Origin of the sequence: Pseudoalteromonas sp. Scap03 (assembly GCF_013393115.1) — a bacterium.
In the GTDB taxonomy this organism is placed as follows: domain Bacteria; phylum Pseudomonadota; class Gammaproteobacteria; order Enterobacterales; family Alteromonadaceae; genus Pseudoalteromonas.
Map to the genome: position 1 here is coordinate 2,621,544 of NZ_VDEU01000001.1, position 20,742 is coordinate 2,642,285.

Below are 20,742 nucleotides of genomic sequence, written 5' to 3' on the forward strand. Positions count from 1 at the left end.
CGTCTCGCTCCTAGTAGGTACGTGCTTTAGGTGGGAATGCTTCACGTAGCTTGGGCTCGTAGTTTACTTTACGCTTGCTCATTTCATCCGTTACCGGATTAAATACTGAGTGACATAACCAGTTTTCGTCATCACGATCTGGGAAGTCAAAGCGAGAGTGTGCACCACGGCTTTCAGTACGGAAGTTTGCAGCTACTGCAGTTGAGTAAGCTGTTTCCATTAAGTTGTCTAATTCTAAACATTCAATACGCATGGTGTTGAAGTCTGATGATTTATCATCAAGACGTGCATGCTGTAAGCGTTCACGAATTTCTTTAAGCTCAGTAAGACCAGTTGCCATTGAGTCACCTTCACGGAATACCGAGAAGTTAAGCTGCATACACTGCTGTAGGTCTTTCTTGATTTGTACTGGGTCTTCACCTTGACCAACTGTTGAGCTTTCCCAACGGTTAAAGCGAGCTAAAGACGCTTCTAAATCAGACTCAGAAGCCGCTTTAGAAATTTCAACGTCATTTAGGTATTTACCTAAGAAGTTACCAGCAGCACGGCCAAATACAACTAAATCAAGTAATGAGTTACCACCTAAGCGGTTAGCACCGTGAACAGATACACATGCAATCTCACCAACAGCAAATAAACCCTGTACTACTTTTTCGTTACCAGCGGCATCGATATTAAGTACTTGACCATTTACGTTAGTTGGCACACCACCCATCATGTAGTGACATGTTGGGATAACTGGAATTGGTTCTTTTGCAGGATCAACGTGAGCAAATGTTTTAGCAAGATCGCATACACCTGGAAGACGTAAATTAAGCGTTTCTTCGCCTAAGTGGTCAAGTTTCAACTTAAGGTGAGGACCCCAAGGACCATCACAACCACGACCTTCACGAATCTCTGTCATCATTGAACGAGCAACAACGTCACGAGATGCTAAATCTTTAGCATTTGGTGCATAGCGCTCCATGAAGCGTTCGCCATCTTTATTTAAAAGATAACCACCTTCACCACGACAACCTTCGGTTACTAGTGTACCAGCACCTGCAATACCTGTCGGGTGGAATTGCCACATTTCCATGTCTTGCATAGAAATACCAGCACGAGTCGCCATACCAACACCGTCACCAGTGTTAATGTGAGCATTAGTTGTTGATGCAAAAATACGACCTGCACCACCAGTAGCTAACACAACTGCTTTTGATTTGAAGAAAGTGATTTCACCTGTTTCAATTTCAATCGCTGTACAACCTACTACATCGCCATTATCGTTTTTAACTAAATCAAGTGCATACCATTCAGAAAATACATTTGTTTTGTTTTTAACGTTTTGTTGATATAGAAGATGTAATAATGCGTGACCAGTACGGTCAGCAGCTGCTGCGGTACGTGCAGCTTGTTCACCACCAAAGTTTTTCGATTGACCACCGAAAGGACGTTGGTAAACACGGCCATTTTCAAAACGAGAAAATGGTAGACCCATGTTTTCTAGTTCAGTAATAGCTTCTGGGCCTGTATTACACATGTATTCGATAGCGTCTTGGTCACCGATAAAATCGGAACCTTTGACGGTATCATACATATGCCATTCCCAGTTATCTTCATGCGAATTACCTAACGCTACTGTAATACCACCTTGAGCAGATACAGTGTGTGAGCGTGTCGGAAAAACTTTAGAGATTAGTGCACATGTTTTGCCAGATTCAGTAATAGCAAGAGCAGCGCGCATACCTGCACCACCGGCACCAATTACTACGGCGTCAAATTCACGAACAGAATATTTCACTTAAACACCCCATAAAACGATTAAACCTACAGCTACGTAAGCAACAGCCATTAGGTTTAGTACAAAGCCTAAGAAAGCACGCAATTTAGCGCCCTTTACATAGTCGGTTAGAACCTGCCAAAGGCCGATACGGGTATGAACCATAATGCAAACTAGGGTGATTAATGTCGCCCCTTTCATTGCTAGGTTAGAGAATAGGCCTGTCCAGGCGTCATATGTGACTTCTGGCATTGCTAAAAAATAGCCAATAATAAAAATTGCATATGCACTGATTATTAATGCCGTTGTGCGTAGAGATACAAAATCTTGTACGCCATCACGTTTAAGAGTTGCTTGATTTAAGACCATATCCACACCCCTGCCAATACAGCAAACACAACGCCAAGTGCCATTGCAATTTTAGCGCTAGTGTTGCCTGATTCAAGTTCTTCCCAATGCCCCATATCCATAATGATGTGACGGATACCACCGATAAGGTGATAACCCAGTACAGAAAGGGTGCCCCAAGCTATAAATTTGGCAATGAATCCGTTAAACAGACCCTTGACGAATTCAAAACCTTCAGCTGAAGAAAGAGACTCTGACCAAGCCCAAATGACAAACGTTAAAGCAAAAAATAATGCAACACCGGTGACGCGGTGAAAAATTGAAGCTTTAGCCGTTGCCGGCATAGATATAGTTGTTAGATCTAGATTTACAGGTCTTTGCTTTTTCACAGTTACTTGCCCATCTTGCCCGCAGTGGGGCTCATCTACTTGTTTTTCTAAAACCCACCAAATGTTTCTGGTGGAACTATCAAAATAAACGTATTAATACTAATAAAGTTCACTTTTTATGAAAAATATTATGTAAAAAAAAGTTTACCCAAATACAAATCGGTTAAAAACCTCCGTTAGTATATATAGCCGGAGGCTCTTTTACAATTCTTGTTTACTTTGAGTCGTTTGCGAATTAGCCAATGGTATAATATTCAATCTATACCGAATATTTATTATACATATATGCATAATACTTATAAAAATTGACTTTAACCCCCTCTTTCACGTTAAAATGTAAAAATGTGCTTAGAATAGATTTTAGAATATAAAAATCAGAATAGTTATCTTAATAGGAGATACATAGATGGCAGATAAGAAAGCCACAGTCCATATTGATGGGCTAGATCCAATCGAACTTCCAATTTATCAAGGTACTGCTGGCCAAGATGTAATTGATGTACGTACACTCGGCTCACATGGTCACTTTACTTATGATCCAGGTTTCATGTCGACTGGTTCTTGTGAATCTACCATCACTTACATCGATGGTGGTAAAGGTGTTTTACTACACCGTGGTTACCCAATCGAGCAGTTAGCAGAAAGCTCTAACTACATTGAGTTATGTTACTTACTATTAAATGGTGAGTTACCAACTAAAGAGCAGTACGATGATTTTGCTACAAAAATCACTCGTAGCACCATGCTAGATGAGAAAATAGCAAACTTCTTCCAAGGTTTCCGCTTTGATGCTCACCCAATGGCAATGCTTTGTGGTGTGGTTGGTGCTTTATCTTCTTTTTACCATGAAGATCTTGATATCACAGACGCAGTTCAACGTAAAACAAGCGCTATTAAATTAGTTGCTAAGTTACCAACAATTGCAGCAATGGCATACAAAACAAACATCGGTCAACCGTTTGTATACCCACGCAATGATTTAAGCTATGCAGAAAACTTCTTACACATGATGTTTTCTGTGCCTGCTGAAGAATACAAAGTAAACCCAGTAACAGCTAAAGCAATGGATAAAATCTTCATGCTTCATGCTGACCACGAACAAAATGCTTCAACGTCAACAGTACGTTTAGCAGGTTCTTCTGGTGCTAACCCTTATGCATGTATTGCTGCGGGTATTGCATCACTTTGGGGCCCTGCTCACGGCGGTGCTAACGAAGCATGTTTAAACATGTTAGAAGAAATTGGCTCAGTTGATCGCATTGACGAATACGTAGCAAAAGCAAAAGATAAAGCGGACCCGTTCCGTCTTATGGGCTTTGGACACCGTGTTTACAAAAACTTCGATCCACGTGCAACAGTAATGCGTCAAACGTGTCATGAAGTGTTAGAAGAGCTAAACATTCAAGATCCATTGCTTGATATCGCAATGAAGCTTGAGCAAATTGCACTTGAAGACCCGTACTTTGTTGAGAAGAAACTTTACCCTAACGTAGATTTTTACTCAGGTATTATCTTAAAAGCGATTGGTATTCCTACAAGTATGTTCACTGTAATTTTTGCAATGGCACGTACTGTAGGTTGGATCTCACACTGGGATGAGATGCTTTCTCAACCTGGCCACAAGATCAGCCGCCCACGTCAGCTTTACACAGGTGAAACAGCCCGTGATTACAAAGCAACTGACAAGCGCTAAGCTTTAAAGTTAGCTTTAAAAGGCCGCTATTGCGGCCTTTTTTATTACATGTTACTTGAGAATTATCTTAAACCGATTACAATTCTTGCCCGAATTGATTAACTTTATGAGCCTATGTCTGTGTCCTTGTTTGATCCTAAAACAATCCGTAATGATTTCCCTACTCTAAATCAGACAATCAATGGCTACCCTTTGGTTTATTTAGACTCGGCTGCAACAACGCAAAAGCCACAATGCGTGATTGACGCTACTAACAAGTTTTACACCTATCAGAATGCAAATGTTCATCGCGGCCGTCACACCCTTAGTGAGCAAGCTACAACGGCTTATGAGCTAGTACGTCAACGCGTTGCTGATTATTTTCAGGTAAGCGGTAATGAAATTGTCTGGACTAAAGGTGCTACTGAGGCGATTAACTTAGTTGCACATGGCCTAAGAAATACATTAACAACTAACGACACCATTTTAATTAGCCCAATCGAGCATCACGCGAATATTGTGCCATGGCAAGAACTCGCGGCATACACTGGTGCAACGTTAAAAGTGCTGCCACTCAATGACGATGCCACCTTTGATATTAACCAGTGCTGTGACGTGATTAAACTCACAAAGCCTGCGCTTCTAGCTGTTACACAAGCCTCTAATGCGCTGGGCAATATTACCGATTTAACCCCGCTGATCACCGCTGCAAAGGCAGTAGATGCGTTAACTTTAGTCGACGGCGCACAAAGCGCTTTGCATTTAAGACCTAATTTAACAAAGCTTGATTGTGATTTTTACGTGTTTTCAGCTCACAAAATGTTGGGGCCAACCGGGTTAGGCGGTTTATATGGCCGCTACAGCGCACTTAATACATTATCACCTTACCAAACAGGTGGTGAAATGATTGAAAAAGTGACCCTAACGCAAAGCACTTATCGTGACGCTCCCGCTAAATTTGAAGCAGGGACGCCAAATATAGCCGGTGTTTTAGGCTTTGGTGCGGCGCTTGAGTATTTAATGGCACTTGATCAGCAAACATTAAAACAATATGAACAACAGTTGTTTATTTATGCAGCGAACGCACTGAATCAAATAGACGGTATTAGTATTTATAGCGACCTAAAATCGAACATTGGTACATTGTGCTTTAATTATAAAAATGAACATCCGTACGATCTGGCAACTTTACTTGACGGCTATGGTGTTGCAGTGCGAAGTGGTCATCATTGTACCCAACCGTTGATGACCCATTTGAAACTAAATGGCTCACTCAGAGCAAGTTTTGCATTTTATAATACGACTAAAGATGTAGACCAATTTATTACTGCGCTTAAAGAATGCATCGCTTTATTAGACTAATTTGGATAAATAATGACTCACACATACCAACTGGTAAGTAAAAACATTGAAAACAGTGCAAGCTGGCAACAGAAATACCGTGAAATTATGTTGCTTGGTAAAACACTCCCGCCATTAGCCGATATATTAAAAACCGACGATGCGCTTGTGCAAGGGTGTGAAAGTAAAGTGTGGATGTTTGTTGAATTTGATTTGACAGAAAATGCATTGGTTGTGATTGGTGATTCTGATACGCGCATAGTAAAAGGCTTATTGGCGTTAATTTTAGCTCTGTATAACGGTTTAACACCAGAAGAGGTGTTAAACATTAATGCCTATGAAGAATTTGAAAAGCTTGGCTTAATTAGCCACTTAAGCGCTTCTCGCGGCAATGGGGTAAAAGCCATGGTTGAAAAAATACAAACCTTAGCTAAACAAAAAGCGCGTTAAGCGCTTTTTATAACAGTATGATAAGCAGCCTGTAGTTAAATATTTAAACGTGCACGCTTATCTAAATATTTTCTCACTGCTTTAGCGGCAACAAAGAAGCCAAAACTTCCAGTGATCATCGTCACTGAGCCAAAGCCATTATTACAGTCCATATTCATACTGCCATCTGCATTTTGTTTCGCATGACACACACTGCCATCGTTACCTGGATAAACAAGCTGCTCTGTTGAATATACACAGTCAATATTAAATTTACGTTTTGGATTAGAACTAAAATTATACTGCTTACGCAAAATATAACGCACTTTTGCAAGCAATGGATCTTGAGTCGTTTTTGCCACATCACCAAAAGTAATTTGACTAGGATCGGTTTGCCCACCTGCACCGCCCGTGGTGATTATAGGCATTTTATTACGCTTACAGTGTGCGATTAATGCTGCTTTTTCTTTTACCGCATCTATACAATCTATTACATAATCAAAACCTTGAATATGCTGTTGAATATTATCAAGGGTAATAAAGTCATCAATCACACTCACTACACACTCAGGGTTGATAAGCTCGCAGCGAGCTTTCATCGCCTCAACTTTAGCTTCCCCTATTGTGCCTGTTAAGGCATGAATTTGACGATTTACATTGGTTGCACAAATATCGTCTAAATCAATTAAGGTGATTTTACCCACGCCTGTACGCGCTAGTGCTTCAGCAGTCCAACTGCCTACACCACCAATACCTACAACACAAAAATGTGCTTGCTGTAACCACTCAAATTGCTGTTGACCATATAGTCGTTTAATACCACCAAAGCGGATATCAGTTACTTGTTCACTCATTTACCAATCCAATTTCCACGGCGTTTGCCAAGAATCAAAATCTTGATGTTTAATCAATTGCGCATACTCTTTACCAGATTGTGGCAACAGGGTATGTTGTATTTTTTGCCCTTTCCATAAAAAATCCAACGCAAATGCATGCAAATAGATGCGATCAGCGGCACTCCCAGAATAACTAGCATCGCCTAATATAGCGGCACCTATACTCTTTAATGCCACCCTGAGCTGATGGGTTTTTCCCGAATAGGGTTTTAATAGGTAAGCTCTAAAACCGCTTTTAAAGCTAAACGAATAAAAACGTGTAATAGCGGGGTTACTCTGTGAGTTTAATAATTTATACGTGCCACGGCGAGACTTAGCCATATCACCTTTAACCCAGCCTTGCTTTTTTTTAGGCTTGGTATCACCAACCGCTAGATAAAACTTGTTAATAGCATGCTGAGTAAATAATTGCGTAAATTCTGCTGCTGCCGCTTTGCTTCGCGCGAGTATAATCAATCCAGAGGTGACCTTATCTAAACGGTGTACCGCAAATAATTTTTCGTTTAACTGTTGCTCAGCTAGTACCACAAAACCGGGGCCTTCTTCAGAATGAAAATTAAGCCCTTGCGGTTTATTTATGATGTAAAAATCATCATGCGTATATTGCACTTTTAATATAGGCGTTTGTGCTGTATTCACACGCTTTTACTTTGAATATGGGCAACCACTTTAGCTAAATCTTCTGGTGTGTCGACTCCTGCATGAGGGGTAACTAATGCTTGCTCTATTTTAATTGCATAACCATGGTATAGCACGCGTAACTGCTCTAACGATTCAAGTATTTCTAATGGTGAAACGCTTAATTCAATATATTGCTTTATAAATCCTGCACGGTAAGCATAAATACCTACGTGGCGTTGGAAAGGCGCTAAATTCAGTGGTTGCTGCTCTGCCATCATGGCGCTTCTATCAAAAGGAATGCTCGCTCTTGAAAAATACAAGGCATTTTTATTAATGTCACTGACCACTTTAACCGCATTAGGATTAAACACTTCATCACGCTCTTCAATAGCAACACTTAAGGTTGCCATTGGTGCCGTTGATTGCGCTAATAATGTTGCCACTTGTGATACGTTATCAGGGGATAACAAAGGTTCATCACCTTGTACATTTACCACGATAGTGTCATCGGCTAAATTAAGTAAATCCACTACTTCGGCTAAGCGCTCTGTGCCTGATTGGTGATCTTCACGCGTCATCAAAACATTACTAGTAAAACGTTTAGCAGCATCAAATACTCTTTGATGGTCGGTAGCAATAACCACCTTGCTGGCTCCTGACAAACAGGCTTTTTCATACACATGCTGTATCATTGGTTTGCCACAAATATCAGCGAGTGGTTTACCTGGCAAACGAGTAGAAGCGTAACGCGCAGGGATAACAACTACGAATTCCACTTTTCTACCTCTTCAAGAGTCAATTCACGAGCTTCATTTTCAAGTAGCACCGGAATATCATCACGTACCGGGTAAGCTAGCTTTGCTGCTGTACTGATCAGCTCTTGGTTTTGTTTATCAAAGCGCAACTTACCTTTACACACAGGACAAGCAATAATTTCGAGTAATTTTGTATCAAAGGCCATGGTGGATCCCTTTTTCTTTTAATAATAAATTTAATGTGTTTATTACTGCTGCAGTTGGTTGAGCGTCAACCGGCAGGTAATACCAATTTGGCTTGGCAAAGTCACGGCACTTAACCGCATCTTTTTCTGTCATTAATATACAATCCTCACCAAATTGAGCAAAGTCATTGGCGGTATAAGCATAATGGTCGCGAAAATGATGTGTTGATAACAACGCTATACCTTGTGCTTTTAATGATGCTTCAAAGCGCTGAGGGTTACCGATTGCACTTACAGCATGCGCTGTTTTTATAGTCGTTTTTATCTCAGTATTATCAGCAACACGTTTAATAATTGATGGCTGCAAGCGATAGCTAAATTCATGTTCAGAACCATTTTCAATGACTAAATCAACACTGTTTAAACGAGAAACCGTTTCACGAAGTGGTCCTGCTGGCATTAAAAAACCATTACCAAATTTTCTTTCGCTATCAACAATACAACATTCAATACTGCGTGCCATTTTGTAGTGTTGCATGCCATCATCAGAAATGATTACATCAAGCTGAAACTGATGATTGAGCATTTCTATATTCTGCTGTCTATTTGGCCCCACAACTAACGGACATTGTAAACGGTTAAATAAAAGTACCGGTTCATCCCCAGCTTCTAAAGTCGTCGTATTTGCAGTTACTAATAATGGATAATGAGCTGCTTGCCCACCATAGCCGCGACTAATTAAACCAACAGATAAGCCTTGAGCGGTTAAGTAATCATGTAGCCACAATACAAATGGAGTCTTACCATTGCCGCCAACACTTATATTGCCAACAACAATTACTGGAGTATTACTAACAAATGGCTTAAAAACACCCACTTCGTAGCAGTATTTGCGCACTAGAGCAACACAGCCAAAAAAAGCGGACAGTGGTAATAACAATAAGGTAATTAAGCTAAAAGGTTTGTACCAGCTTTGCTCTATTTTACTCACCCCTGCTCACCAAACTGCATTTTACAAAGAGCTGAGTAGGTACCATCGTTAGTCAGTAATTCAGTATGCGTACCACTTTCTATCACTTTACCGTTATCAATCACATAGATACGGTCACTATTTTCAATAGTCGATAGCCTATGAGCGATAACAATAGAGGTTTTATCTTTCATTAATATATCAAGAGCATGTTGGATAAGCTTTTCAGACTCAGTATCCAAGGCCGAGGTCGCTTCATCTAAAATTAAAATAGGCGCGTCTTTTAAAATAGCACGGGCAATCGCAATACGTTGACGTTGCCCGCCTGAAAGCATTACCCCATTCTCGCCAACCATAGTGTTAAGTTGCTCAGGTAAGTCTTTTACAAACTCCCACACATGGGCTTGTTTTGCAACGTCATGAAGCTCTTCGATAGAGATTTCGCGTTGTAAACCATAACAAATATTATTGGCAATCGTGTCATTAAATAGCACCACTTGTTGCGACACTAACGCAAATTGACGGCGAAGATCAGTAAGCTTATATTCATTAAGAGCAATGCCATCGAGTAAAATTTCGCTTGGCGCTTCTAAGTCATAATATCGGGGTAACAAGTTAGAAATAGTCGATTTACCCGAGCCAGAGCGGCCAACAAGGGCAATACTCTCACCGGCTTTTATGTTCAGTGATAAATCGTTAAGCACGGCTTCATCCTTGGTTGGGTATTTAAAGGTCACATTTTTCACCTCAATATGCCCTTTTACCTTATCAACCGAAAAGGTACCCGTGTCTTTTTCAATTTCTTCATCTAACACTAAAAAAACACTCTGAGCAGCTGAAATACCTCGCTGTAAGTCACTGTTTACATTGGCAAGTTGCTTTAATGGGCGCAGTAGCATCATCATCGATGAGATGAGTACGACAAAATCCCCAGAGCTAATACTGTCTATCATAGAGGGCATCGACACAACCCATAAAATAACAGCCATAGCACTGGCAGCCAAAATTTGAATAATAGAGACACTTAGCGCTTTAGTCGCATCCATCTTGATACGTTGTTGGCGGTTATGATTATTAATTTTAGAAAATTGATCAATTTCTTGTGTTTGCCCACCAAAGCCATGGATCACTTTGTGACCACTGAGCATTTGCTCTGAACTACGGGTAACTTGTCCCATCGCTGACTGAATATTTTTCGAGATATGACGAAAGCGTTTAGACACCACAGCTACTATGATAGCCACAAGCGGGATAATAACTAAAAAGATTAACGACAACTGCCAACTGGTATAAAACATCACAGCGAGTAAAAACACCACAAAAGCGCCTTCACGCACAACAATAAGCAGTGCTTTGGTGATTGCTTGTTGAACTTGCTCGGTGTCAAAGGTAATTTTAGAAATCAAATCGCCGGTTGAGTTTTTATCGTGAAAGGACACCGGTAAATGTAAAATGTGTTCAAACAATTCTTGGCGCAGCGCCCTCACGACTTGTGAGCCTACATAGCTTAAACAGTAAGATGACATAAAGTTAAATACGCCACGCCCGATAACCAGCGCAATAACCACAAATGGCGCATAAGTAAGTACCTGGCTGTTACGCTCGTTTAAACCTTCATCGATAAACGGCTTCATCAGTTGAATGAATAATGCATCCATACCTGAATAACCTATCATTCCTATAATCGCGACGATGGCAATCGACTTATAAGCGCCAACGTAAGAAACAAGCCGTTTATATATTTGTGTAGTACTTTGTTCCATAACACTCTCTAAAACCAGTAACAGCCCCTATTGTATCCTTAGCAACAGCAAAACAAAACGTCAATCTTTGATAAACCAATAACTTTCCGCCCCTCTTGCGGTACTCAGCTCTAAGTGTTTAGCATAAAAATTAACCCGAATTTGTCCTACATCACCGGTGCTATATTGTTTGGCGTTTATTTTATTGTAACGCTTAACTACCGCTTTACTTGGAAATTGCCACTGGCCTTGATACGCACTTGAATGAATCACGAATGTTGGGTTTACGGCCTTGATAAACTCAACACTGGAGGAGCTATCACTGCCGTGATGAGGACTTAACAAAACGGTACTTTGTAAATCACGCCCTCGTTTAATTAATTTAGACTCCCTCGCCTTTGATATATCACCAGTGAGAAGCACACTATGGTTGGCACTTGAGATTTTAACGACACAGGAATTATCATTACTGTTATTAAACTCCTCTTTTGCAAAGGTTTGAATACTCAAACCTTGAAAGTATATTTTTGTCGCTATGCAGTCTTTATATACACCACCTGGATGAAAATAATCAAAGCTCCATGCATAACCGGCTTTTTTAAAGTGCGCAGCGCCTCCTGAATGGTCGTTATCTTGATGGCTTACAATCGAGTTAGTTACTGTTAGGTTATGAGCATTAATATAGGGTAGTAAAACACTAGTGACACGACTAAAGCGATTAAAATAACTCGGGCCAAAATCATAAATAAACGCATGTTTATCTTTTTCTATCAGTACCATTAAACCGTGGCCTACATCAAATACGTTTAACTGCCAAAGGCTGGTTTGCGTAAAGTAATAGTTAAAAAGCAAAGTCAAAATCGGAATGCAGGCTAGTAAGCGAAGCTCAATAAAATAAAGTAAGGGTACAACACTATAAAGCAGCACCACGGTGGTCATACTTATCTGTCCGACATTAAGCCAACGTACCTGCTGAGGTATTGCCTGCAGCATTTGGTAAAAATAGGCCAATGGAAAATCATATAATACGATAAATGCGTACCAATCGGTTAATAATCCCAGTAACACACTTAAAAATAAAGCAGGCATTAATACAAAAGATAAAATGGGAATAGCGACTAGATTTAAAACTAAACCCGCTAAACTCACACCATTAAAAAAGTATAATGACAAGGGTAATAAGCCAATAAATAATCCCAGTTGAATAATAAATAATGTTCGTATATTGGCTAGTAATGAGTTACCCCGAAGCGGAAATTGCTTTAAAACAATAAAAATAATACATACTGCTAAAAACGAAAAGTAAAGCCCTGGGTTTAATACACTAAATGGGTTAATCGCTAAAATAATGACCAGTGCGAATAAAATACTGCGCCACCTCAATGACTGCTTTGCCAAATAATAAAGTAGCAAATAACAGCCCAACATAATTAAAGCGCGGGTTGCAGAAATGATAAAATCACTTAAATAAACATAAATAAAAGCTACAACAAAACCAACAGCGCTATAAACAATAGAAACATTTAATGCTTGATTTAGTTCAGGTTTAACCAACTTAAGACAAAACCGTGTGACAAAATAACAAAAACCAAACACTAGAGAGATATGTAACCCAGAAATGGCTAATAAATGACTTAACCCAAGACTCTGCATTAACTCTTTATGCTCGAATGTCATTAAAGACTTATCGCCAGTTAACAACGTATAATAGAGCCAATTAAGCTCAGCATTATTTACCAACTTTTTGACATAAACTCTATAGGCTGAAACGGCATTACTTTTTTGAGAGCTTTTAATATTAAGCTGTTTATTGAGCACCGTACCTTTAAACGCTATCTTTTGTGTAAAAGCATAAAGCTGATTATCAAAAACAGTAAAATTCTTAATGGATCTATAGTTTTTAAGTCTCACTTGAGCATTAAAAGCATCACCAGAATGAATTGGTTGTGCAAAATTGATACTTAATAAGGCATAAGGTGCCCTAAAGTGACTATATTCACTGTCTTCCAAACGCGTTAATTTAACTTTTACATATTGGGGAGGTGTAGCAGAAATAACCTCTTCTACAACAACATCGACTGAATAAGCATATTTTTTGTGCTGTTCAGGTAACTCAAATGAATAAAACAAGATAAAATGTGCTGCTACGCAGCAAATACCGCAAATAAAGCCTAACAATACAGTTAAAAACGGCTTAAAATACGTGCTCACAATGAGGATTGAAATTGTGATAATTGTAAATTCAAGGGTTTGATAATAAAACACGGTAATAACGACACCGACAACAAATCCAAGACTCATCCACACAGACGTAAATGGTTGCTTTAAATGGCTAAAAAAACGATCCAACGGTTTTTACCTGATCCAAATAAAATTAGACATCACAAATCACTAAAAATATTTGGTCGTCTTTTGCATGATGCTAACCTTTGGCATTTAAATCGACGCTCAGCACGCGGTGCTTTTGCCGTTGGACTTTTCTTTGCATTCATCCCTGTTCCTTTTCAAATGGTGCTAGCCGCTGCCGCAGCCATAATCTTAAGAGTTAATTTGCCTATATCAGTTGCTTTAGTGTGGATCACTAACCCACTTACAATGCCACCTATCTTTTACGGCTCGTACTTGGTTGGTACATTAGTGCTAAATCAACCTGAGCAACATTTTGCGTTTGAAGCAAGTTGGGCATGGTTTATAGAAAGTTTAACGACAATTGGCCCCGCTTTTTTAGTGGGTTCGCTTGTGTGTGCATCTATTGCCAGTGTTATTGGCTATTTTGGTATTGACTTGATTTGGCGCCGCTCAGTAAGAAAAGCTTGGATATCTAGAAATAACTAGCGCCTACTTCTCCATAAAGGGCTGCTCTTTACCTTAATATAGACAAAAAAAAACCAACTTAACAAGTTGGTTTTTTATAAACGAATAGTATTACCTAGAAACGAAAAACGCGTCTTAATCCAACTAATGGCAGCAATAGTAAACCAAACCATGAGAAACTGGCTGAGCTACGTTCATAAAACTCTGTATCTGGAGCTTTACAGTTTTCAACTTCACCATTAGCAATCGGTGAAAGTTTTACCGCAACAGCAACACTTTCATATTGAATATTGCCATTAATATCAGTTACAACTTCGCCTCGTGAATTTAACTTTTCAACCGTTTTAGTTGCTACACCAAATACCTCATTGTTTTCGTTGATTGATTTCGCTTCTACCATTTTATAACTAAAACTAGTCTCACCATCACTGTCAAAACAAGGTAGTAAACTATTTAGGTTTGTGATTTTGTCATCGCCAATTTTATAAAGAAAGGCTTCTGAGCGTCTTGTGCTGGCTGTATCACCAACCTCACCCTCACCTACGATGTAACCTTGGTTATTAATGTCATTCGCGTATGAGTTTGAGCTAGTAAAATAATCTTCAGGAAATACGGTCGTATTAGTATTTATATTATGATGAAAGAACTTGGCGATTAAACTACCTTCAATACCTTTTGAAGCATAACCAACCACAATGTCATTATCATTTATCGCGAATGCTTTACCAGCTTGCCAATCATCTTGCTGGTTTATAAAATCAACCACTTCACCGTCTTTAAAATAAGTTGGCATAGTTAAAATTGTCGAATCTCTGTCAAAATAACGAGTGTTCGAAAAACCGACCGCTACATCATTTTTATTAACCGCTAATGCATTACTAATAAAAGGATTAGTGTCCTCATCTTCTTCTGGAGTAAGCGCTAAACCCAACAGCTCTGTTGAAGTCACATTATAGGCACTATCTAGAGTCCATTTAACCGCTGTTTTATTGAATAAACCACGCGTACTTCGACTGTTAAGTGATTCAATACAGGCCATTACCGGTTCATCAAGGCCATCACAATTATCAGTAATTGTGGTTTGTCTCTCAGCAGGAATACTGACCGATACATTACCAACAACAATGTAACCTGTGTCAGTGGCAACAATATCAGATGCTTTACTAGTCCCACCGTGTTCAGTAAATTCTGGAACAAACGGCACTTCAACACCATCTGCAGATATTAAAATCCCACGTTCTATGAAGTCACGGGTAAACCACGTTTCTTCCTCTGTTTCGCCATCTGGTGTAAAACTCACTTTATCAAAAGGAGCACTGCCCCAGCCAACAGTCGTTCCGTCTTCTGCAACGCCATTATAAAAATTACTTGTCGAGCGGGTCAGACCGTCGTAATCAACAGAAGCGATATCAAATAAAGGCTGCTCAGTTATTACACCACTATTATAATTTGTAGCAATAATTGAACTGATTTTTTGATACTCAAAGTTAGATGACAAGTTTGATAAAAAACGAACCATAAAAGTATGCGCATCAGCATTAGTGTAAATCGCATCGTTATTTTCTATGTCATCAAGCGTAAAGGTTATTTCTTTGTCAATTTCTTTAAACCTTGCCACTTCCGCGTCGTAAGCACTATTGATTGAACTTTCTGTAAAATCAATATAACTAATATCAATAGGTAGGTTGTATAAGCCATTAGCAACGCCAATGACATGGCCACTTTCACTCACATCAGTAACATATGTATGTTTTGCAGCTTCAAAGTCACCTAATTCGGTTAACTGGTACGTTGCACTCAATGCTGATGTACTCAGTGTAGCCAAAACACTGGCCGCGAGTAATTTATATTTCATTTTATTCCTTACTACTGATTCTTTAATTCTTCAAGTTCTTCCCAACGCTCAAAAGCGGCTTCAAGGTCAGACTCAAGTTGGGCTAAATGGTTCAATTCCTTGGCTGTTATATCACTGTCTTGCTTGAAAAAATCTTCATGACTTACTCGTTCTTGTTGTTTTTCAAGTTCAGCTTCAAGTTGCTCCATTTTATTAGGTAGTTGCTCTAGTTCAAGTTTTAATTTGTAAGAGAGTTTATTTGCTTTGTTATTGCTTTTAACTGGCGTTGGCTCTGTTTTTTCAACTTTTTTGACTGGCTGCTTTTGCAACTCTTTGTTCTGCTCCGCCAAATAGTTGGTATACGCTTCATAATCACTGTAGCCACCAACTATATCAGTGACTTTGCCGTTACCTTCAAATGCCCAAACACTCGAACAGGTATTATCAATAAACTCTCGGTCGTGGCTTACTATAAGCACAGTACCTTGATATTGGTTAATAATATCCTCAAGGAGCTCTAATGTTTCTATATCTAAGTCATTGGTAGGCTCATCGAGCACTAATATATTTGAAGGTTTCAAAAATAACTTGGCTAATAACAACCTGTTTTTCTCACCACCTGAAAGTGCTTTTACCGGTGTACGAGCACGTGCTGGCGGAAATAAAAAGTCTTGTAAATAGCCTAACACGTGACGTGAGCGTCCGCCCATCATCACTTCTTGCTTTCCTTCCGCAACGTTATCTTGAACGGTCGCTTCTTCATCAAGCTTCTCACGGTACTGATCGAAATATGCAAACTCTAAGTTAACACCTTGCTTTATTTCACCACTGTCTGCTTTTAAATCACCAAACAACAATTTTAATAGCGTTGTTTTACCAATACCATTAGGCCCCACCAAACCAATACGATCGCCACGCATCACTAAGGTAGAGAAATCATCAGCTATCACTTTGTCTTTAAATGCATGATTTAAGTGTTTAGCTTCAAATACTAGTTTACCTGAACGATCAGCTGTTTCGATATTGAAATCAGTTTTACCAACTTGTTCCACACGTTGTTTACGTTCATTACGTAATTGTTTCAGCTCACGAACACGGCCTTCATTACGGGTTCGACGGGCTTTAACACCTTGGCGGATCCACGCTTCTTCTTCCGCTAAGCGTTTATCAAACAATGCATTTTGTGTTTCTTCTACTTTTAAATCATGCGCTTTTTGTTCTAAGTAAGTTGCATAATCACCAGGATAAGAAATTAGTTTACCGCGATCTAAATCTAAAATACGTGTAGCAACAGCTCGAATAAATGCACGGTCATGCGATATAAATACAATACCGCCTTTAAATTCTTTTAGGAATTGCTCTAACCACATTACACTTGTCATATCCAAGTGGTTAGTAGGCTCATCGAGCAGTAATAAATCAGGCTCACTCACTAAAGCACGCGCTAATGCAACTTTACGTAACCAACCACCAGAAAGCGACTCAAGTTTCGCATCAGGAGTTAGCTCTAATTGAGTAAGTACAAGCTGAATTCGGCTATCAAAACGCCAGCCATCTGCCGCCTCTAATTTATTAGATAAACGCTCTAATTTATTTAATAGTTGATCAGTGCAATCTGTTTGCAATTGTGTGCTTACATGATGAAAATCAATAAGTAAGTTAGCAATTTCGGGCATTCCTTGGGCAACGTAATCAAATACAGTGCCACTTGCCCCTTTAGGTGGATCTTGCTCTAAACGCGATATTTTTAAACTACCAACTTGGTTTATTTCGCCATCATCAAGTATTACTTGACCGTCGAGTACTTTTAAAAGCGTTGATTTACCTGCACCATTGCGACCTACAATACACACACGTTCGCCACTTTCGATTACTGCATCTGCATTATCAAGTAATGGGTGTGTACCGTAAGCTAATTGTGCTTTTGAAATTCTAATTAAATCCATAGTTAATCTTTACTCTTATTCTGCTTGCGCTAAAAACTGCTGCGCCTGAGGTGCAGTAAAAGGCCAAAATAATTGTTGGCCTTGTTGATTTTTTAAAACCGGAATGCTTATTTGATACTCTAAAATTAATGCGTCATCGCTCATAATATCAATAAGTTGTAATTCATCGGTTGATGAAAGTAACGGTTTTAACAGCTGCTCTGCTTGCTCGCACAAGTGGCAGCCGTCGGTGTGATATAAAATCCACTTAGCCATGTTTAATTAACCAGCTATTATGAATTTTTTTATTTCGTTTAAAGTCAGGAGATAAGGTTTTTTCAGAAATATTTTCTGCTTTTAACCCTAACCCCATCAAGCCAACTTCATCCATTACAAAACCGCGTTTATTATTAGAGAATATTAGCGTACCCGATGGGCTCAATATTTTTTTAACCCAAGTTAACAGCTTAATGTGGTCGTTTTGCACATCAAACGCGTCTTTCATTCGTTTAGAATTTGAAAAAGTAGGCGGATCTAAAAAGATCAGGTCATACTGCCCTTGTGCATACTCTAGCCATTTTAAACAATCTGCTTGCTCAAAACGATAACGTGTATTGCTAATATCGTTAAGCGCAAAGTTATCTTGACCCCACTTTAAGTAGGTTTTAGATAAATCAACGGTAGTAATCGCTTTTGCGCCACCAATGGCTGCATGAACTGAGGCGGTTCCTGTGTATGCAAACAGGTTCAAAAAGCGCTTATCTTTTGCGTTTTCTTGAATGTAACGACGTGCAAGGCGATGATCTAAAAATAGCCCCGTGTCTAAGTAGTCAAATAAATTAACTTTAAACTTAGCACCAAACTCTTCTACTACCATGGTTCTATTTTGCTTAGCCATGGGTGTATATTGCTCTTCACCCTTTTGCTTTTTACGTACTTTTACAGCAATGTTTTCAGGTGCAATATCAAGTTGTTGTGCTGTCAAGCTAATAACATCTTGTAAACGCTTCTCAGAGGTTTTTTCATCAATCTCTTTCGGTGCTGCGTATTCAAAAATAACCGCTGAATCACCATAAATATCAACCGCAACGTTGTATTCAGGAATATCTGCATCGTAAACACGATACGCATGGACTTGATTTTGCTTAAGCCAATTTTTTAAGCCTTGCTTGTTCTTTTTCAGGCGATTAGCAAATGCCATCGAGCCTTCGAAGTTTAAAGCGGGTTTGTCATCAGAGGTAAGGCTGACTTGCTTGTCATCAAGCTGATACAGGTTTAATTCAACATCAAGGGGGCCATTTTTAAATTTATAGCGTTTTTGCTTCACTAATTTAAGTAATTTAAACAGGCTTTCATCCATGCCCAGTAGAGCGAGTTTCCAATGATTAAAGTGCTTTTTAAAACCAACACCTAAGCTACGATGCAGGTTTACAAGTTCAGCCATAGAACCAATACGCTCACCATAAGGTAAGTTAGAAATAACAACACCCGGCAATTTTGCAACGCTCGTCAGTTTTGTCGCATCGCTTTGCTTAAATTTAATCACCGTATCAAGCTCTGCACGCTGCGCATTAGCAATCGCTTTATCAAGTACTTGTGCATCGTAATCATGGCCAATTAACCATAATTTAGGATCAGTAATATTCGCTAAAAGTTGCTCTTTAAGTTCTTTGAATTTTGCCACTCTAAAGCTAGGTAAACGCTCAAACGCGAATCCTTCACGGAATAATCCAGGCGCTTCATTACGTGCCATTCCAGCCGCTTCTATTAAAATAGTGCCGGCACCACAACATGGATCGAATAGTGGTTGATTGACATTTTCGAGCCAGCCACTACGTTTTATTATTGCCGCAGCTAAATGCTCTTTTATGGGTGCTTTGCCTTGACCTTGACGGTAACCACGCTCTGATAAACGCGGCCCTGAGTAATCAATATAAAGTGAAACGCCATGACGATTTAAACGTGCAACCACTCGCACATTGGCATCTTGCTTATCTACATTTGGTCGCTGTTCAAATAAATCGTTAAAGTAATCAACAATCGCATCTTTAATTACTAAACCAGAAAACTGGGTATTTTTAAGTGAATCGTTTGTGCCATTAAAATCAACAGCAAAAGTTTGTGTTGGGCCAAACCATTCTTGCCAAGGTTGTAAGCGTGCAAATTTGTACAAGCTGTCTTTGTCATTTACGCCTTCTTTTTCTTCAATAAGCATAAGTACACGCGTAGCAAAGCGTGTAGATAAACACACTTTTTGCGCTAGCAATGAGTCAGCCTCAAAGCGAACAGAACCCACAGTTTGCTTTGACACCGTAGCGCCAAGTTCTGTAAGTTCATCAACCAATAAATTTTCGATTCCGATAGAAGTAAGTGCGATAAATTGCAAAGTAAAAACCCTTAATAGCTAATTGCGCGGGATTATAACATAGGTTTGCGTACAAATACGCCTTAAACAAGCCTCAAAGACTAAATTAGGCTAAGCTGTTTGGCTATCGTACTGTGAGGTAATTAAGGGGTGAACTCGGTTGTTTAAAACGCGGATAACTTCAAACTGGGCAAGTGATAGATTGTCATCTAGTGCAAAGGTTTCGCTTAAATTAATGCACACAGAAGCATCTGGACAATGCTCTATAATTAAAAACTCGCCAGTTTGTGATTCTGAGCTTAAATTAATAACCGCTTCAGTACTAGGTGTACTACCAGTATACGGTTTGAAAAACCAACTTTTTGCCAACACTGGTTTTAATTGAAATTTAACTGCCGTTGCATTGAGCGCTATTTGGCATAACTGGGCAGGATTCCATAAATTAAACTGCGCAAGGTAATAATAAACTTGCTCATAAAAGGCTGCATCTTCAAGGCTGAAGTATGGGTTTTCAAAAGCACAATCGGTGAGCTGTCTAAGCTTATAAGGTGTACAAAGTTGCATATCGTCATTTAAATCAAGCAGTAAGCGGTTTTTTTCAGCACACGCTATCCACTGCCATTGCTTTGACGCTTGTAACATTTGCTCCTCCCTACTTAGTACTTAAAAAATAAAATAAGACAATAAGCTTAGA

At 39.3% G+C, this 20,742-nt stretch carries 19 protein-coding genes; 4 read left to right on the forward strand and 15 right to left on the reverse strand.

Features of this window, described 5'->3' with window-relative positions; all coding sequences use genetic code 11:
* Positions 1 to 10: 10 nt before the first annotated feature.
* From sdhA to sdhC, 3 genes are read right to left on the reverse strand one after another with little or no spacing between them, the layout of a single operon-like run.
* The gene (sdhA, locus tag FHG08_RS11965) at positions 11 to 1,783 is read right to left on the reverse strand and encodes a succinate dehydrogenase flavoprotein subunit (protein WP_008112088.1); all 1,773 of its coding nucleotides are present in this window, start codon (positions 1,781 to 1,783) and stop codon (positions 11 to 13) included.
* Complete coding sequence (sdhD, locus tag FHG08_RS11970; protein WP_055012091.1) at positions 1,784 to 2,131, reverse strand: succinate dehydrogenase, hydrophobic membrane anchor protein; 348 nt, start codon at positions 2,129 to 2,131, stop codon at positions 1,784 to 1,786.
* Positions 2,122 to 2,499, reverse strand: a complete 378-nt coding sequence (gene sdhC, locus FHG08_RS11975; protein ID WP_010390126.1) for a succinate dehydrogenase, cytochrome b556 subunit — start codon at positions 2,497 to 2,499, stop codon at positions 2,122 to 2,124. Before sdhC ends, sdhD begins: the two co-directional genes overlap by 10 nt.
* Before the next feature lie 406 nt (positions 2,500 to 2,905).
* On the opposite strand from sdhC, the gene FHG08_RS11980 reads away from it, so the two are divergent.
* The 3 genes from FHG08_RS11980 (at position 2,906) to FHG08_RS11990 (ending at position 5,962) form a co-directional block, all read left to right on the forward strand.
* Positions 2,906 to 4,192 carry a citrate synthase gene (locus FHG08_RS11980; RefSeq protein ID WP_138606097.1) on the forward strand — a complete coding sequence of 429 codons (1,287 nt, stop codon included), beginning with the start codon at positions 2,906 to 2,908 and terminating at the stop codon, positions 4,190 to 4,192.
* A 114-nt stretch (positions 4,193 to 4,306) separates the two neighbouring features.
* Positions 4,307 to 5,533 carry an aminotransferase class V-fold PLP-dependent enzyme gene (locus FHG08_RS11985; RefSeq protein WP_178956133.1) on the forward strand — a complete coding sequence of 409 codons (1,227 nt, stop codon included), beginning with the start codon at positions 4,307 to 4,309 and terminating at the stop codon, positions 5,531 to 5,533.
* Between the two features lie 12 nt (positions 5,534 to 5,545).
* Positions 5,546 to 5,962 (forward strand): SufE family protein, encoded by a 417-nt coding sequence (locus FHG08_RS11990; RefSeq protein WP_178956134.1) that lies wholly within the window; start codon positions 5,546 to 5,548, stop codon positions 5,960 to 5,962.
* Between the two features lie 35 nt (positions 5,963 to 5,997).
* Here FHG08_RS11990 and tcdA read toward each other — a convergent pair whose 3' ends face one another.
* Genes tcdA through FHG08_RS12025 form a run of 7 tightly spaced genes read right to left on the reverse strand, consistent with a single transcriptional unit; the run spans position 5,998 to position 13,459 of the window.
* Positions 5,998 to 6,795: a tRNA cyclic N6-threonylcarbamoyladenosine(37) synthase TcdA gene (gene tcdA, locus FHG08_RS11995; RefSeq protein WP_178956135.1), complete on the reverse strand. Its 798-nt coding sequence runs from the start codon at positions 6,793 to 6,795 to the stop codon at positions 5,998 to 6,000.
* On the reverse strand, positions 6,796 to 7,476 hold the full coding sequence (locus FHG08_RS12000; RefSeq protein ID WP_178956136.1) for a TIGR01621 family pseudouridine synthase: 681 nt from the start codon (positions 7,474 to 7,476) through the stop codon (positions 6,796 to 6,798). It abuts the gene before it with no gap.
* Entirely contained in the window at positions 7,473 to 8,234 is a 762-nt protein-coding gene (gene kdsB, locus FHG08_RS12005) for a 3-deoxy-manno-octulosonate cytidylyltransferase (protein WP_178956137.1), read from the reverse strand. Before kdsB ends, FHG08_RS12000 begins: the two co-directional genes overlap by 4 nt.
* Entirely contained in the window at positions 8,222 to 8,419 is a 198-nt protein-coding gene (locus FHG08_RS12010) for a Trm112 family protein (RefSeq protein WP_138606085.1), read from the reverse strand. Before FHG08_RS12010 ends, kdsB begins: the two co-directional genes overlap by 13 nt.
* Positions 8,409 to 9,389, reverse strand: a complete 981-nt coding sequence (lpxK, locus tag FHG08_RS12015; protein ID WP_178956138.1) for a tetraacyldisaccharide 4'-kinase — start codon at positions 9,387 to 9,389, stop codon at positions 8,409 to 8,411. The genes FHG08_RS12010 and lpxK overlap by 11 nt, the downstream gene beginning before the upstream one ends.
* On the reverse strand, positions 9,386 to 11,131 hold the full coding sequence (msbA, locus tag FHG08_RS12020) for a lipid A export permease/ATP-binding protein MsbA (RefSeq protein WP_041709516.1): 1,746 nt from the start codon (positions 11,129 to 11,131) through the stop codon (positions 9,386 to 9,388). The genes lpxK and msbA overlap by 4 nt, the downstream gene beginning before the upstream one ends.
* A 60-nt stretch (positions 11,132 to 11,191) precedes the next feature.
* Complete coding sequence (locus FHG08_RS12025; protein ID WP_178956139.1) at positions 11,192 to 13,459, reverse strand: DNA internalization-related competence protein ComEC/Rec2; 2,268 nt, start codon at positions 13,457 to 13,459, stop codon at positions 11,192 to 11,194.
* Here FHG08_RS12025 and FHG08_RS12030 point away from each other — a divergent pair.
* The gene (locus tag FHG08_RS12030; protein WP_138606077.1) at positions 13,439 to 13,945 is read left to right on the forward strand and encodes a DUF2062 domain-containing protein; all 507 of its coding nucleotides are present in this window, start codon (positions 13,439 to 13,441) and stop codon (positions 13,943 to 13,945) included. The two genes, FHG08_RS12025 and FHG08_RS12030, sit on opposite strands and share 21 nt — an antisense overlap.
* A 94-nt stretch (positions 13,946 to 14,039) precedes the next feature.
* On the opposite strand, the gene FHG08_RS12035 is transcribed toward FHG08_RS12030, so the two are convergent.
* The 5 genes from FHG08_RS12035 to FHG08_RS12055 form a co-directional block, all read right to left on the reverse strand.
* Positions 14,040 to 15,779 (reverse strand): DUF3466 family protein, encoded by a 1,740-nt coding sequence (locus FHG08_RS12035; protein ID WP_178956140.1) that lies wholly within the window; start codon positions 15,777 to 15,779, stop codon positions 14,040 to 14,042.
* 11 nt (positions 15,780 to 15,790) lie between these two features.
* Positions 15,791 to 17,704 carry an ABC transporter ATP-binding protein gene (locus tag FHG08_RS12040; protein ID WP_178956141.1) on the reverse strand — a complete coding sequence of 638 codons (1,914 nt, stop codon included), beginning with the start codon at positions 17,702 to 17,704 and terminating at the stop codon, positions 15,791 to 15,793.
* A gap of 15 nt (positions 17,705 to 17,719) precedes the next feature.
* The gene (locus tag FHG08_RS12045; protein WP_008112065.1) at positions 17,720 to 17,959 is read right to left on the reverse strand and encodes a glutaredoxin family protein; all 240 of its coding nucleotides are present in this window, start codon (positions 17,957 to 17,959) and stop codon (positions 17,720 to 17,722) included.
* Positions 17,952 to 20,069 carry a bifunctional 23S rRNA (guanine(2069)-N(7))-methyltransferase RlmK/23S rRNA (guanine(2445)-N(2))-methyltransferase RlmL gene (gene rlmKL / locus FHG08_RS12050; RefSeq protein WP_010390144.1) on the reverse strand — a complete coding sequence of 706 codons (2,118 nt, stop codon included), beginning with the start codon at positions 20,067 to 20,069 and terminating at the stop codon, positions 17,952 to 17,954. Before rlmKL ends, FHG08_RS12045 begins: the two co-directional genes overlap by 8 nt.
* A gap of 90 nt (positions 20,070 to 20,159) precedes the next feature.
* Positions 20,160 to 20,690 carry a cell division protein ZapC gene (locus tag FHG08_RS12055; RefSeq protein WP_054201007.1) on the reverse strand — a complete coding sequence of 177 codons (531 nt, stop codon included), beginning with the start codon at positions 20,688 to 20,690 and terminating at the stop codon, positions 20,160 to 20,162.
* Positions 20,691 to 20,742: the final 52 nt, after the last annotated feature.

Coding starts and splice junctions, on each gene's coding strand:
- sdhD (WP_055012091.1), bottom strand. CDS start 2,131: ATGGTCTTAAATCAAGCAACTCTTAAACGTGATGGCGTACAAGATTTT.
- FHG08_RS11980 (WP_138606097.1), top strand. CDS start 2,906: ATGGCAGATAAGAAAGCCACAGTCCATATTGATGGGCTAGATCCAATC.
- FHG08_RS11985 (WP_178956133.1), top strand. CDS start 4,307: ATGTCTGTGTCCTTGTTTGATCCTAAAACAATCCGTAATGATTTCCCT.
- FHG08_RS11990 (WP_178956134.1), top strand. CDS start 5,546: ATGACTCACACATACCAACTGGTAAGTAAAAACATTGAAAACAGTGCA.
- tcdA (WP_178956135.1), bottom strand. CDS start 6,795: ATGAGTGAACAAGTAACTGATATCCGCTTTGGTGGTATTAAACGACTA.
- FHG08_RS12010 (WP_138606085.1), bottom strand. CDS start 8,419: ATGGCCTTTGATACAAAATTACTCGAAATTATTGCTTGTCCTGTGTGT.
- msbA (WP_041709516.1), bottom strand. CDS start 11,131: ATGGAACAAAGTACTACACAAATATATAAACGGCTTGTTTCTTACGTT.
- FHG08_RS12030 (WP_138606077.1), top strand. CDS start 13,439: ATGGCTAAAAAAACGATCCAACGGTTTTTACCTGATCCAAATAAAATT.
- FHG08_RS12035 (WP_178956140.1), bottom strand. CDS start 15,779: ATGAAATATAAATTACTCGCGGCCAGTGTTTTGGCTACACTGAGTACA.
- FHG08_RS12040 (WP_178956141.1), bottom strand. CDS start 17,704: ATGGATTTAATTAGAATTTCAAAAGCACAATTAGCTTACGGTACACAC.
- FHG08_RS12045 (WP_008112065.1), bottom strand. CDS start 17,959: ATGGCTAAGTGGATTTTATATCACACCGACGGCTGCCACTTGTGCGAG.
- FHG08_RS12055 (WP_054201007.1), bottom strand. CDS start 20,690: ATGTTACAAGCGTCAAAGCAATGGCAGTGGATAGCGTGTGCTGAAAAA.